Origin of the sequence: Azospirillum argentinense (genome assembly GCF_000632475.1) — a bacterium.
In the GTDB taxonomy this organism is placed as follows: Bacteria; Pseudomonadota; Alphaproteobacteria; order Azospirillales; family Azospirillaceae; genus Azospirillum; species Azospirillum baldaniorum.
Window position 1 is genome coordinate 168,377 of record NZ_CP007796.1, and the last position, 13,985, is coordinate 182,361.

12 protein-coding genes and 3 pseudogenes are annotated in these 13,985 nt (G+C 64.9%); 7 read left to right on the top strand and 8 right to left on the bottom strand.

Annotation, left to right across the window (positions count from 1 at the left end; translation table 11 throughout):
• The first annotated feature begins 82 nt into the window (after positions 1-82).
• Positions 83-523: a hypothetical protein gene (locus ABAZ39_RS37225; protein WP_247875017.1), complete on the top strand. Its 441-nt coding sequence runs from the start codon at positions 83-85 to the stop codon at positions 521-523.
• Between the two features lie 184 nt (positions 524-707).
• Here ABAZ39_RS37225 and ABAZ39_RS35130 read toward each other — a convergent pair whose 3' ends face one another.
• The 5 genes from ABAZ39_RS35130 to ABAZ39_RS27025 all read right to left on the bottom strand — a co-directional run bounded on the left by ABAZ39_RS35130 (position 708) and on the right by ABAZ39_RS27025 (position 5,128).
• Positions 708-2,297: a hybrid sensor histidine kinase/response regulator gene (locus ABAZ39_RS35130; RefSeq protein ID WP_160174868.1), complete on the bottom strand. Its 1,590-nt coding sequence runs from the start codon at positions 2,295-2,297 to the stop codon at positions 708-710.
• 461 nt (positions 2,298-2,758) lie between these two features.
• The gene (locus ABAZ39_RS37230; RefSeq protein WP_247881794.1) at positions 2,759-3,277 is read right to left on the bottom strand and encodes an IS630 family transposase; all 519 of its coding nucleotides are present in this window, start codon (positions 3,275-3,277) and stop codon (positions 2,759-2,761) included.
• Complete coding sequence (locus tag ABAZ39_RS27015) at positions 3,262-3,732, bottom strand: helix-turn-helix domain-containing protein (RefSeq protein WP_081863374.1); 471 nt, start codon at positions 3,730-3,732, stop codon at positions 3,262-3,264. The genes ABAZ39_RS37230 and ABAZ39_RS27015 overlap by 16 nt, the downstream gene beginning before the upstream one ends.
• Positions 3,733-3,906: 174 nt before the next feature.
• Complete coding sequence (locus ABAZ39_RS27020; RefSeq protein WP_040137421.1) at positions 3,907-4,614, bottom strand: CBS domain-containing protein; 708 nt, start codon at positions 4,612-4,614, stop codon at positions 3,907-3,909.
• A gap of 55 nt (positions 4,615-4,669) precedes the next feature.
• A complete protein-coding gene (locus ABAZ39_RS27025) occupies positions 4,670-5,128 on the bottom strand; it encodes a hypothetical protein (protein WP_040137422.1) in 459 nt (152 codons plus the stop codon).
• 510 nt (positions 5,129-5,638) lie between these two features.
• Between ABAZ39_RS27025 and ABAZ39_RS27030 the strand changes: the two are divergent.
• A pseudogene (locus ABAZ39_RS27030) lies at positions 5,639-5,848 on the top strand (DDE-type integrase/transposase/recombinase); the annotation flags it as partial.
• 30 nt (positions 5,849-5,878) lie between these two features.
• Here the strand turns inward: ABAZ39_RS27030 and ABAZ39_RS27035 are convergent.
• A protein-coding gene (locus tag ABAZ39_RS27035) for an IS3 family transposase (RefSeq protein WP_144243654.1) occupies positions 5,879-7,050 on the bottom strand; the annotation gives its coding sequence in 2 pieces (ribosomal slippage) (positions 5,879-6,765 and positions 6,765-7,050; 1,173 coding nt in all).
• Between the two features lie 136 nt (positions 7,051-7,186).
• Positions 7,187-7,792: pseudogene (locus tag ABAZ39_RS35135) on the bottom strand (SDR family oxidoreductase); the annotation flags it as partial.
• Positions 7,793-8,020: 228 nt separating this feature from the next.
• Between ABAZ39_RS35135 and ABAZ39_RS27050 the strand changes: the two are divergent.
• From ABAZ39_RS27050 to ABAZ39_RS27070, 5 genes and pseudogenes are all read left to right on the top strand, one after another.
• Complete coding sequence (locus ABAZ39_RS27050; protein ID WP_160174869.1) at positions 8,021-8,899, top strand: ABC transporter permease; 879 nt, start codon at positions 8,021-8,023, stop codon at positions 8,897-8,899.
• Positions 8,857-9,111 (top strand): annotated as a pseudogene (locus tag ABAZ39_RS36310) (lipocalin-like domain-containing protein); the annotation flags it as partial. The gene ABAZ39_RS27050 and the pseudogene ABAZ39_RS36310, both read left to right, overlap by 43 nt.
• A gap of 231 nt (positions 9,112-9,342) precedes the next feature.
• The gene (locus tag ABAZ39_RS27060) at positions 9,343-9,963 is read left to right on the top strand and encodes a (2Fe-2S)-binding protein (RefSeq protein WP_040137428.1); all 621 of its coding nucleotides are present in this window, start codon (positions 9,343-9,345) and stop codon (positions 9,961-9,963) included.
• 3 nt (positions 9,964-9,966) lie between these two features.
• Positions 9,967-10,968, top strand: coding sequence for an FAD binding domain-containing protein (locus tag ABAZ39_RS27065; protein WP_040137429.1), 1,002 nt, complete (start codon positions 9,967-9,969; stop codon positions 10,966-10,968).
• Positions 10,965-13,145 (top strand): xanthine dehydrogenase family protein molybdopterin-binding subunit, encoded by a 2,181-nt coding sequence (locus ABAZ39_RS27070; RefSeq protein ID WP_040137430.1) that lies wholly within the window; start codon positions 10,965-10,967, stop codon positions 13,143-13,145. The genes ABAZ39_RS27065 and ABAZ39_RS27070 overlap by 4 nt, the downstream gene beginning before the upstream one ends.
• 387 nt (positions 13,146-13,532) lie before the next feature.
• Here the strand turns inward: ABAZ39_RS27070 and ABAZ39_RS27075 are convergent, their stop codons facing one another.
• A complete protein-coding gene (locus ABAZ39_RS27075; protein WP_014199103.1) occupies positions 13,533-13,985 on the bottom strand; it encodes a winged helix-turn-helix transcriptional regulator in 453 nt (150 codons plus the stop codon).

Below are 13,985 nucleotides of genomic sequence, written 5' to 3' on the forward strand. Positions count from 1 at the left end.
GGCAGTTTGACGTGTCGCCTGACACCGGTCGCTGCTGATTTCCGCAACCGTACTCCTGGGATCGGTGCTGGCGGTGTCATGGGTGCTGCGCCGTCACTTGCGCTACCGCGAGCGCACCGAGGAGGAACTCAAGCGCGCCAAGACCATCTCCGAACAAGCCGCAGCCGCTCAGCGCCGGCAGTTTGACGAGTTGGAAAGCCTCTACCACACCGCCCCCATTGGCCTCGCCGTGTTCGATCGCGCCCTGATCCGCGCCGTGCGCCGGTTGGCCGCGGTGGGGCTGGTTCGTCAGGACGTTCTCGATCCGGCGCCCAAGCGTGTCGACAGCAACGACCTCGTGTTGATGGTGGCGGGGCTGGTGAGGGCCGAACCTAGCATCACGCTGGACGGCATCGCCCGCCGTCTGCAAGGCATGGGGCAGCGCACGCCGCGTGGCGGTCTGCGCTGGAGCCGGTCGTCGGTAAAGAACCTGCTGGACCGCGCCAAGGAGCAGGGGCTGGTACGAGACCTGGGCGCTGCGTAGTGGTTGGTCCGCCGCCTTACGCAGTGGGCTGGTGGGAAGACCATCATTATGGCCTGGCCCGACCCTCATGGCCTCCAACAAACCCGGCGCGGTTTGACCTTGGGCGTGAAAACCATTCTCCAGCTTGTGGGTGATTGAAAGCTCCCGCAGCCGCTTACCTGCATTCATACGGCTGACGTTGTATCTATCCGCGACGTTCAATGAAGGCTTTCGCCAAAGCTTGTTTCAGATCCTCTGGACGAAAAGGTTTGTGCAGTAGCGTATACCCGCCCCGCTTCGCTTGTCGCAGCCGCTGTGGATCGGTATCGCCAGTGACCAGCACAGCCGGCACACGCTGTCCAACCGCTAGACGGATGGTGGAAATAGCTTCCAACCCAGTCTTTCGCTCGGCGAGGCGAAAGTCACTCACCACGATATCAGGAAAAATGCCTTCCATTTTCACACGGCTGACTGCCTCGGTGGCCGATTTGGCAGCGATGACTTGGCAGCCCAAACTTTCCAGGAACATGGAAAGCGCACCACGCTGCCAATCTTCATCCTCGATCACGACAATAGTGCATCCGGCAAAATCAATCTGCGCCTGCACTTCCTTGGTTTCAGCGGGTTCAGTTTCAGCCTGTGCCAGTGGCACCTCGACGAAAAACATCGCCCCCTTTCCAAGCGTGGACTTTACACCAATGTGATGGCCCAGCAACTCCGCGGTCTTGCGCACGATGGCGAGGCCAAGACCAAGACCCTTGCGGCTGTTCCGCTCCGGATTGCCGATCTGGTAGAACTCCTCGAAAATGAGATCGATTTGGTCCGGCGGGATGCCAGGCCCGGTGTCCCAGACTTCCACCCGCAGTACGACACCGGACAGTCGGCAACCGACCAGCACTCGCCCTCGCTCCGTGTGAGCTATGGCGTTGCTGATCAGGTTGCGTAGAATGCGCTCGAGCAACAGCGGATCGCTGCGTACCGATCGGCGACACTCGGTGACGTCCAGGTTGATCCCCTTCCGCTCCGCCAAAGCCGACATCTCACGGACCAACCGTTTGACCACATTGCACATCCGGAATTCCGATATGGTCGGCTCGACGGTTCCGGCCTCCAGCGTGGCGATGTCGAGCAGACCATGGAGAAGGCCTTGGCCGGAATGCAGCGCCTCTTGCACGCGCTCCAGCAGCGCCAAGTTGTCCGCCTGTTCATGCAAGCGCTGGGCGAGCACACCGGTAAGCAATTCCATAGCTTGGAAAGGCTGGCGAAGATCGTGGCTGGCCGCAGCGAGAAACCGCGTCTTGGCGCTGTTGGCCCGCTGCGCCTCGGCCCGTGCGGCTTCGGCTTGAGCCAGAGCGCGGCGTCGTTCCAACTCGTGCATGACCAAATGGGCGAAATCGGCGAGGTCACCCTGCCGATCTGGGCCGAAATCCCAATGCGTTCGTTGATCGATCACGGTGAAGGTTCCGAGCAGATGCCGGTCTTCCGCAACGAGTGGAGCACCAGCATAGAAACGGATATGAGGTGGGCCTGTCACAAGATCATTGTTGGCGAAGCGTTTGTCGGCCATTGCGTCGGGCACCACCATCACCCGCTCTTCCAAAATGGTGTAGGCACAGAAAGCCAGGCGGCGCTCCGTACATGATATCTCCAACCCATAATGGGATTTGAACCACTGGCGGGTTTCGTCCACCAAACTGACCAGAGCAATGGGCATGCCGAAATAGCGGGCAGCAAGAGTGGTGATCCGGTCAAAAACCTCCTCAGCTGGCGTGTCGAGAACGTCGTATCTCTTCAACGCATCGAGCCGCGCAGACTCGTTGTCCGGCCGAGGTGGAGTGCTTGGGGCCAAATTTTTGTCCTCCCTAGCTGTGTAACACTGGAGGGCGTAGCATTTCTCACTACACTGGGGGCAGTGTACTTTTGCTCTTCCTGATCTGCTCTCTGTTTCCTGGTCAGTTGGCTAAACTTGGTACGCCCGTCAGGAGACCACATCCAATGATGGAGAAACGGTTAAGCTGCCCCAGGTTTGGCGCAGCCCCAATTTCCTGGTAAGGCGGTTATGCCAATGACCGAGGAAACCATGGGTTTAGGTCAGACCGAAAAAGCCACGGAGCCGAAGCCGGTGCCTGTGTGAACTTTAAGCAGCTTTGGTTACAGCCTCCCGCGTTCCCAAAACGTCCGAAAAGGCCCCTGATACTGCCGAGCTTAAGCACTGACACACGGGAGCCATGGGTAGCTAGTGAGGGAGCGTAGGCGTTAGGGCGTAACGGTGAGAGCGTTCCATGCGTTACAGCAGGCCTGGACGACGGCGTCGTAGTCGTCCAGAAGGCGGTGGGACAGAAAGCGCTCGCGCAGGTACAGCCAGACGCGCTCGACCGGGTTCAGTTCAGGGCTGTAGGGCGGCAGGGGCGCCAGTGTGATGTTGTGTGGCACAACCAGCGCCCATGCTCCATGCCAGCCGGCCTGATCAAGCACGAGCACCGCCTGGACGTCCGGTTCCAGGCTCCGGGAGAAGCCGTCCAGAAACAGGCTCATGGCGGTCGTGGAGATGGTCGGCATCACCAGCGCGAAGTCGGCGCCGCTGGCCGGACAGACGGCGGCGTAGAGGTAAGCCGAGGTGAAGCGCTTGTCGCACAGCCCGGCCGGACGCTGCCCGCGCTCCCACCAGCGATGCGCGGTGCGGCCCTTCTGGCCGATGCGGGCTTCGTCTTGGAACCAGAGTTGGAGGCGGCACCCAGGGTGTGCGGTCGCCGCAGCCTTCAGCGCTTCGCGCAGCCCCTTTTTTGGAAGGCGGCCTGGGCCTTGGCGTCGGACTGCGGGTGACGGGGCCGCGTCTTCTGCTTCGACAGGTTCAGCCGGCGCACGATGCGCGAGAGGCTGGCCGGATGCAGCGTCTTGGCGAAGCGTTCGGCGATCACCTCGCACAGGATCGGCAGGGTCCACTCCACGCAGCCGTGCCGCTTGGGATCGGGGCCCGCGAGGATGATGGCCTTGAGCGTCGCCTGCTGCGGGTGCTTCCTGACGGCCGCTGGTTCGATGCGGAGTTGCACACCTGGAGGGACGCCCGCGGCAAGGAAGCGGTTTGGCCGGACATGGTCGATGCCTGCCGGATGCGGAAGACCAAGGTGATCCTGGCGGCCTGCCACCGGGATCATGACCCGCCCAACGTGAAGCCGAAGAACCTCGCGGCGTAGTGCCAGCGATGCCACATCCTCAATGACCGGGAGCATCACCGCCGGCAGTTCCGGCTCACGATCCTGCAGCGGCGGGCAATGGGAGATCTGTTTGAGGGGACTTATCGGGGCTGGTGATCCATCCGAGACCCGAGGGGGTGGGGTAAGGGGGTGGCGCGTATGATGTCGCCGGCCCCCCCAATGCTCCCCATGCGGTCGGGTCGCACTGTCCTAGATTATTCCGCCCCAGGCGCCGCTTTCTACAGGATCAACGACCTGGATGTTGTTCTCCACGCCCTTGACACCGGGCACCTCCTCAGCGGCAACACGGATGGCGTCACGCTGTGATTCTGTGCTGACGAAGCCCCAGAGGTGGACGATGCCGTTGCGCACCACGATGGCGTCGTGGGCGCGCGGATCCCAGGCCAGTTCCTTGGCGGCGGAAAACACGCGCTCATACAGCTCACGGTCGTCCGCGGCAGTCGGCGGCGGCTCCGACGCGACGCTGACGAGCGCGCGCAGCAGGTTGGCACGGCTGATGATGCCGATAAGCCGGCCGTTGCGCACCACCGGGACCCGCTTGATCCGACGTGTCTCCAGAACCCGCACGATTTCGTCGGGTGAGGCGCTTTCGTCCACGGTGATGACGTTCGGGGTCATCACGTCCCGAACCTTGCGGGCGTGGGATTTGATGAAGTCTTCCGCCGGCTCGGTGCCGCCGCTCAACAGGCGCAGCCACCAGGAGCGGTGACGTGCGGTGCCTATTTCGGCACGATGCAGCAGGTCACCTTCGCTGATCAGGCCCAGAACGTGGCCCGCAGCATCCACCACCGGCATCCCGCTGATGCGATTGTCCAGCATCATCCTGGCCGCTTCCGCAATGGTCGCGTCCGGGCCGATGGTGATGACCTTGGGGGTCATCAGATCGACAGCCTTCATGGGCTTCCTCCCTGTACTCGCAGTATCAGCGACGCTCAAGACTGTGTCTTGGTCCTCACACCGGAATGATCCGGTACGTCAGGTACATTTTGAGCATCGGCTCGGTGTCGACGCCGTGGAGTTCCCACCGGAGATTGTAGGGTTGGTCAGCATCGGGCTGTTCCCAGTGCATGTCCTGGGGTTGTGGCACCGGTCTGGGGGGCACATACAGAGCCAAGGTCGGAATGTCGACTTGATCAGGACGCCCGCCTCGTGGCGAAGAGGGCATGGTAGTGTCCACGTCGCACTCGGCTTGGCTGCGCCCATCCATGGACACCCGGAGCGTGTAGCGTTCCCGCCGCTCCGGTCGAAGGTCGTGGACATAGCCGTCAACCAAGACGATGGACGGTGTCCATGCCACGACACCGTAGTGACCGGCGCAGACACCCGCACCGCCGTGGGCCGCCATGCTCTCGCCCTCACCGCTGTCCGCGCGCCCCAGTACGACATGATGCGGGATGGAGTCGGCCTTCATGATTGCCCTCCAAGCATTTGTCACATTCATCGTTACGAGGGATGAATGCTCAAAGCATATTTTCATATGAGTGTGCTCTGCACGGGCAAAACCGGCAAGAATGCGAAGGTGGGGAAAACATCGCTTTCGATTGGAGGTGTAGCGCCTCGGATTAGGATTGCTCCTCGAATAAAGCGGGGCTGCGTCGGCGCGGCAGCCTGACCTTTCGGGTCGATAAGGCCGCGCTTGCCGGCTGGCGGGCATCCGCCCAGGCCCGGCACATCGATGTCGTCCTGGAGAGCGAACTGTCGCGCTGGGGCCACAGCACGCTGGACCTGTTAGAAACCTAATGCGAGTTGGAAGCTCGGCGGGTGTCGGTGATCGCACTGAGCGGCATGACCTTCGCCTTGGCGGGCGCCGCCGGCCGTATGACGGCCACCTTGCTGGTTCCGTTGCAAAAGTATGCCTGCGGGCGGAGATCGGTTAAAATCCGCCCTCTTTCGGCGGCAGGCATACTTTGCAACGGAACCCGGATCGGTGCTCGATATCCTGGTGCAGAGCCGGCGTAACACCAAGGCCGCCAAGCGATTCTTCAAGAAGCTGCTGAAGGGCTTGCGCTACGTGCCACGTATGGTCGTCACCGACAAGCTCAGGTCCTATGCCGCCGCCAAGGCGAAGATCATCCCCGGAGTCGAGCACCGGCAAAGTCGGTATCTCAACAACCGGGCTGAGAATTCACATTGAGCTTCCCCTGAAGCAGTGGACAGCGGGTTATGCGGCCTGTCGCTCGGCCTGCTCAGGGGTGATGTAGCCAATCGCCGAGTGCAGGCGTTGGCGATTGTAGTAGCCTTCGATGTAGCCGAACAGGTTCCGCTTGGCGTCCTCACGGGTCGCGTACCGGTGATGGTGGACGAGTTCCGATTTCAGGCTCCCGAAGAAGCTTTCCATCGGCGCGTTGTCCCAGCAGTTCCCCTTGCGGCTCATCGACGGGGTAATGCCGTGGCTTTTCAAGGCCTTGCGGTAGGCCGCCGAGGCGTATTGGCATCCGCGGTCGGAAGGGTGCAGAAGGCCGGGGGCCGGCCGCTGGCGCTGGAGGGCCATGGTGAGCGCCGCCAGCGGCAATTCGGTGCGCAGATGATCGCGCATCGCCCACCCAATCGCCTTGCGGCTGAACAGATCCAGCACCACTGCCAGGTACAACCAGCCCTCGTCGGTTGGCACGTAGGTGATGTCGGTGAGCCAGACCTGGTTCGGAGCGGTGGGAGTGAAGTTGCGGTCCAGGAGGTTGGGGGCGATCGGCAGGGCGTGATTGCTGTCGGTGGTGCAGACCCGGAAGGCCCGGGGACGCTGGGCGCGAAGACCATGACGGTGCATGAGGCGTTCGACACGCCCCCGGCTGACGGTCCGGCCCTGTGCCCGCAGGGCGGCATGGATGCGCGGCGCTCCATAGCGCTCGCGGTGATCGGCGTGAAGCCGCCGGATGTCATCGAGCAATTGCCGGTTCGCCGCCTGACGCGGGCTCTCCGGTCGCGTGCGCCAAGCATAGTAGCCGGACGGCGACACGCCGAGCGCATCGCAGAGCACCCGAACCGGGTATTCGTCGCGGCAATCCTCAACGATCCGGAACCTCATTTCAGAGGCTCCGAGAAAATGCTCACAGTTTTCTTTAATATGTCTCGTTCCATGCGGACGCGATCCAGTTCGCGTTTCAGGCGCGCGATTTCCGCCGATTGATCGCCGGCGGCCAGGGGGGCCGGCGCTTGCCTGGTGGGGAGCTGCGCCGGCCCCCCTGGCCCGGAAACGCGCCGCCGCCACGTGCGCAGCATCGACGGCTGGATGCCCAAGTCCTTGGCAACATGCTCCAGGGGCCGGCCACTGCTTTCCAACAGGGCCACGGCTTCCCGCTTGAACTCGTCCGTGAAGAAGCGCCGTTTCGTCGTCATGTCCACCTCTCCGCTCCCCGCGGGAGCTTAACAAAGGTGTCCACCGATTCGGAGGAGGCTCAGTCAGCCGCTCGTTGGCAAAGACGACGCCGAGTGTGCTGAACTGGTAATAAGCGCGCATCGCCCGCAGCATGGCGACCTCGATCGGCCGATTGAGGCCGAAGACCGCTTGGAAACGCGCCCGCAGCGTCTTCCAGTCTCCGTCATCGAACCGGCTGTACCTGAGCATGGCCTCGGCGGCGACCTTGGTGCGGGTATAGGGAACGAGGTGCTGCGTTGCGTCCGCCGGAGCATCGGATTCCTGGACCACGGGCGGAGGGTTGCGGCCGCAGATCATCGCGGTTCCGCTATAGAGGAAGCGGTGCAGATGCGGCATACGCCGCGCCCGCGCGGCCAGGGCCCTGGTGCCCTCGACATTGACGAGTTGGCAATGCTCCTGCGCACGGAAGGAGGTGTCGGCGGCGAGATGCAGGAGGTGGGTCACGGCGTCCAGACGCCGGTCTTCGAGGCTTGCCGGATCGGTGATGTCGCCGACGACGATCTCGACCCGCTGAATGGCCGCGCGGGCGGCATCGGCGCCTATGAAACGGGTCAGGTTTTCGACAAGCCGGGTGCGGGCTTGCGGTTCCCCCTTACCCCGCACAAGACAGATCCAACGCCCATCCGAATCATGGGAGAGGCCGTGAGCGAGAGTGGCGCCGCCGATGAAGCCCGTGGCGCCGGTCAAAAGAACAGTGGTCATCTGTATCGAGTCCTTGAGGGAAGGCCGCTGCGTCGCACCACGCAGGCAGCGGCTTGGCGGTCAACCTTCCATCGCTGTGTGCAGATTTCGTGGAGCTTCCATCAAGGCCGGGTCGGTTCGCCCATTTGACCCCGGGGAACCCCGTCTCCGCACAATCTTCACAATCGATGGATCGTCCCTCCACGACCGGATGGCACTTGGTCCGGGTACGTTGCCCGGGGACAATTGATGGTTTCGCTTGCTCGACAAAATCTTGTGCATGAATGGAGGCGGTTCGCCGCGGCGATCCTGACGCTGGCCTTCTCCGGTCTGCTGATTCTGGTCCAGGTTGGATTGCTGCTGGGCCAGCTTGACGCCTTCACCCTCCCGCTCACGCGGTCCAAGGCGGATTTGTGGATCACCGCCCCGAACATTCAGAGTTGGGACCAGTCGACCGTCGTTCCGGCCCGTGTCGAAGGTCTGTTCTGGTCGCATCCCGCCGTTCGGGAGATTCGCGAGATGAGCCTCGGATACACCGACTGGCGGACCGGGGATGGCGCGCGGCAGAACGTCATGATCGTCGGCGTCACCATCCAGCCGGGTGCGCTCCGCGGGCTTGAGGGCATTGCGGAAGACACGCTGGCGGTCCTGGCGAATCCCGAGACGGTGCTGGTAGACCAGGCCGACGCGGCCAAGCTGGGAGCAACCATCGGCGGAACCGCGGAGATCGCCGGAAAGCGCGTGACGGTCGGTGGTTTCGTTCGCGGATTCCGCAGCAATCTCATGCCGCTTGTCGTCACCTCGGCCGAATCCCTCCGGCGGATCAACGCGGACTGGACCAGCAGCGGGCCTCCGTATTTCCTGTTGAAGCTCGATCCCCGCTTCGATGTCGAACAGGTCCGGCGCGAGTTGGAGGCCGCCGGTGGGATGCAGACCTACGGCGTGGCGACGCCGGAGGATTTGACCAGGACGTCCGCCCTGTTCTGGCTCGAAGAATCCGGCGCAGGCACCTCCTTTGGCTTTTCCATGCTGCTGGCGCTTCTGGTCGGTGTCGGCGTGACGGGCCAGACCCTGCGTGGCGCGGTGCCCGTGGCGAAGGAACCGACGATGAAAACCGCATGGCGATGACCCGCGGCATCGGTTTCTTCGGGACCTATACCGTTGATGAAAAAGGCGAATTCAGCGGAAATCACGTCGAGGGGGCGACATTTCCGAACTGGGTTGGCAGCACCCGCACTCGGGAACAGCTCAAACTCATCGTGGTCGGGGACCGCATGACCGAACATTTCCAACGGCCGGAAGGCACGCGCATCCAAATCGAGTGGACGCGCGTCCAGTGACGCCATCGAGGTTTGCCGCCTGAACCGCCTGAATTGCCGCGTGAGCACCCGCCGGCATGGCCCGCCTCACCATCCCCGTCTGATTGCAAAGGACAGCTTACCAGTCCGGTCAGGATGAGGCGCCTTATTCTTCCGGTCCTCGCGAACCACTCTCAATGACCTGCGATCCCAAGGCGCCCGTCCGGCCCACGGCCGGCGGCCGACATGATGCAATCAATCGAGGGAGTTCCGATGCCGGACCCGCAAGACAGGCAAGCTTTCGACCTCACCCGCCGGCAGGTTCTGGAGGCCGGGACCATCGTTTCGTTGACCGGCGCGATGCTGCCCACCGCCGCGCTCGCCCAGCAAGCCGGTCCGCAACCTTCACCGGAGAACGGCATGACGGTCCACCTGTCCTTCCGCGTCAACGGCCGCCCGACGGCGTTGGACATCGATGCCCGGGCGTCCCTGCTGGACCTGCTGCGCGAGCGGCTGGGCCTCGTCGGTGCGAAGAAGGGTTGCGACCACGGTCAATGCGGCGCCTGCACAATCCATCTGGACGGCCGCCGGGTCGCCTCCTGTCTGACGATGGCCGCCAAGGCCGATGGCCGCGACGTGACCACCATCGAAGGCATCGCCGGGGCGAACGGTCTTCATCCCATGCAGCAGGCCTTCATCGATCACGACGCCCTGCAATGCGGATACTGCACGCCCGGCCAGATCATGGCCGCGATCGCCTGCGTCAAGGAGGGGCACGCGTCGACGCCGGAGCAGATCAAGGAACACATGAGCGGAAACATCTGCCGCTGCGGCGCCTATGTCGGCATCGTCGCGGCGATCGAACAGGCCGCTCCCCAGATCGAGAGGAGCTGAGCCATGAAGCCCTTGTCCTACGTCCAGGTCCGAACGGCCCGTGAGGCGATCGAGGCCTTCGTCGCGGCCGGCGAAAGCGCCCGCTACATCGCCGGCGGCACCAATCTCTACGACCTGATGAAGCTCGGCATCGAGAAGCCGGCGCATCTGATCGACATCGCCGACCTCGATGGCGCCAACCGCATCGACACCGACGGCGACCGGCTGTTCTTCGGTGGCGCGGCGCTGATGGCGGACGTCGCCGAACACCCGGTCGTGCGCGACGATTATCCGGTGCTGGCGGAGAGCCTGTCGAAGGCGGCCTCCCAGCAGCTGCGCAACATGGCGACCGTCGGCGGCAACCTGCTGCAGCGGACGCGCTGTCCCTATTTCCGGAACGGCGCGAACGGCGCCTACCCGTGCAACAAGCGGGAACCGGGCTCCGGCTGCGCCGCCATCGGCGGGATGGATCGCTCCCAGGCCGTGCTGGGGGCGAGCGCGGCGTGCAACGCCGTGTCGCCCGGGGACTGGCCCGTTGCGCTGATGGCGATGGACGCCGCGATCGAGCTGCAGGGCCTCGACGGACCGCGGGTGATCCCGATCGCCGAACTCTACCGGCCGCCCAGCCGGACGCCTCACCTCGAATTCACCATCGGCCGCGAGGAGATCGTCACCGGCATTTCGGTGCCGAAGACCGCCGCCGGCCGGAACTCCACCTATCTGAAGGTGCGCGACCGCGAATCCTACGCCTTCGCGCTGGTGTCCGCCGCGGTGGCGCTGGAGATGGACGGCGATCGCGTGCGGCAGGCGCATGTGGCGCTCGGCGGGGTCGCCACCGTGCCCTGGCGCGCGCGTCCGGCCGAGGCTCTCCTGCGCGGGGAAACCCTGGATCGCGAGCGGGCGCTGGAGGCCGCCAGGGCGGCGTTCGCCGAGGCCCGGGCCGGCCGCCACAACGCCTTCAAGATCGAACTCGGCGCGCGGACCCTTGCCGACGCCATCATCAACGCCGGGAGCAAGAGCCAATGACGCCGAACCGCAACGCGGACCGTCCCAGGATCGACGCCCATGAGAAGGTGCTCGGCCGTGCCCTGTACGCCGCAGACCAGCCCTTTCCCGGGCTGCTGCACGCGATGACCGTGCCCGCGACGATCGCCAAGGGGCGGATTTTGTCCATCGACACGGCGGCGGCCCTGCAGGTTCCGGGCGTCGTGCGCGTCTTCACCCATGCTGATTTTTCGCAGATCCGGACGACGCCCGCGGCCCGCGGCGCCTATGGGCAGCCGGGAAAGGGCTACCAGCCCATGACCGCCCCGCAGGTCCGCCACCGCGGCGAGCCCGTCGCCCTGGTGGTCGCCGAAACGCTGGAGGCGGTGGTCGAGGGCGCCGAAGCGGTGACGGTGCGCTACGCCGAGGACCCCTTCAGCGCACGGATGGACGATGACCTTGCGAGCCCCGAGCCGGAGGCCGTCGGCCAGCTCGCGTCCGGCGACGCCGAGGCCGCCTTCGCCGCCGCCGTCCACACCATCGACGTGGAGTATCGGCATCCCCAGCAGCATCACAACCCCATCGAGCTGATCTCGACCACCGCCGCCTTCGAGGACGGCACGCTGCGGATTTACGAGGGAACGCAATCTGCCGCGGCCTTCGCCGGCGGCTTGGCCGGCATGATGGGGATGGAGCCGCAGGCGCTGCGCGGCGTGAGCCCCTACACGGGCGGAGGGTTCGGCCAGAAGAACGGCGTTCAGGAGCAGAGCGTGCTGGTGGCGAGCGCCGCCCTGCTCCTGCGCCGCCCGGTCAAGCTCGTCATGCCGCGGGGCCAGCTGTTCCACACGGCGTCCTACCGCCCGCAAAGCCGGCATCGCGTCCGGCTCGCCGCCGACGGTGACGGCCGCCTGCTCGCCGGCATTTATGAAACGGTGCAGCAGAACAGCCGGTATGACGGCTTCGCCAGCGATCACGGCGCCACTCCGCCGCGCATGTATGGGTATGGCGCGTGGCGGGGAAGCGAGCGCATCGTCCGGGTCGACACCCAGACCCCCGGCCACCAGCGCGCCCCGCACGAGCATCCGGCCAGCCACGCCACCGAATGCGCGCTCGACGAACTCGCCGGGGCGCTCGGCATGGACCCCGTCGCGCTGCGCCTCGCCAACGACACCCAGCGTGACCCGATCACCGGCAAACCCTTCTCGTCCCGCCATCTCGCGGACTGCCTGAGGCGCGGGGCCGCGCGGTTCGGCTGGGACCGCTGGACGAACCAGCCGGGCGCCCTGGTCGCCGGAAACGGCGACCGCATCGGCCTCGGTGTCGCCTGCGGCAGCTACAAGGCCGCGATGACGCCCTCCGTCACCACGCTGCGGCTTTCGGCCGGCGGCCAATGCCGCATCGCGACGTCCGGCCACGAAATGGGGCAGGGGATCCGGAGCGTCATCGCCGCGGAGCTGATCGACGTCCTCGGCGTCGATCCCGATAAGCTCGACATCCGGATCGGCGACACCGGCCACGCCCCCCAGCACCTCACCGCGGGTTCCTGGGGCGCGGGAAGTGCGGCCCCGGCGGCGCGGGCCGCCGCCTTGAAGCTGCGCGAGGAATTGAGCCAATTGACCGGCGCGGCGCTGTCGGACGAGCCCGTCCCTGTTCAGCTTGCCCGGACCCGCCGCCCTTATCTGGAGGTGTCTGTCGATACCGTGCCGCTCGGCAAGGACCGGCAGGCGATCGAGCAGTTGCGCCGGGGCATGCCGGTGACGACCGGCCCCGAATACCCCGACTTCCTGGCCTTCAGCTGGATCGCGCATTTCGCCGAAGTCCATGTCGAACCGTCGACGGGACGCGTGCGGGTCCGGCGGGTCGTCAGCGTCGCCGATTGCGGACGGGTGATGAACCGCCGCACGGCGGAAAGCCAGGTCCGGGGCGGCGTGGTCTGGGGCATCGGCGCCGCCCTGCGCGAGGCCGCCGAGATCGATCCGCGGTTCGGCGGCGTTCTCAACAACGACCTTGCCGAGTATGTCGTGCCGGTCAACGCCGACATTGGCGCCATCGACGTCGATTTCATCGACGAGCCGGACACCCGCCTCAACCTGTCGGGCGTCAAAGGGCTCGGCGAGGTGGCCATGGTCGGTGCGGCGGCGGCCATCGTCAACGCCGTCCACAACGCGACCGGGAGGAGAATCCGGCATCTGCCGATCCGGATCGAGGACCTGCTCTAAAGCGGATTGCAATCCGCTTTGGACCGCGACGGCGGTCCCGGTCGCGCATGCGACCGGAGCCCGCCTCTCGCGGGAACAGAGTTCCCGCTGGCGGCAGGCGGATGCCATCGGCATCCGCTGAGAGCCGGCGAATGAGGCGATAAGACTCTAAAGCGAACGGAAGTTCGCTTTAGAGTCCGCTCGGGTCCATGGCCGCGCGGTCCATCCGGTGGATCGCGTGGCCGGCGGATCAACCAAGCCATGATCAATCAAGCCATGAAAGCCCGTTTGGAAAGGCTGCCGCGCCGTGGACTCCCCCGGTGCCGTCATTCCCGCGAAAGCGGGAATCCAGGGCTCATCAGCCATTTTGCGGCGACGTCCGCTGGGCCCCCCAAGATCGTCAATCGATCATATTGGGTTGATCTTTATCACCTCTGTATCGTCCCATGTCAGAACCCGCCCGTCTCCTGCATGCAGCTCCAGCCGGGCGACCGGGGCACCCGTTTCAGCGGCGATCAACGAGGACCGCGGTTCATCAGGGCCATAGAGATGGTCTTCACCCCACTGGCGCAGCGCGACGATAACGAGAAAAAGGCCGCGCCCCTTTTCGGTCAGGACATATTCCTTGTAGGCGCTGCCGTCCGAAGCCGGCGCGGTCTCCAGAATGCCGCGCTCGGTCAGATCGCGCAGCCGGGTTGCCAACATTCCCTTGGCAATGCCAAGGCCGGTCTGAAACTCGTTGAATCGTCGCACTCCGTCGAAGGCGTCGCGAATGATCAGCAGCGACCACCAATCGCCGATGACATCGAGCGCGCGCGCCACCGGGCAACCCGCATCCCAAAGACTGACCCGCTTGACCAT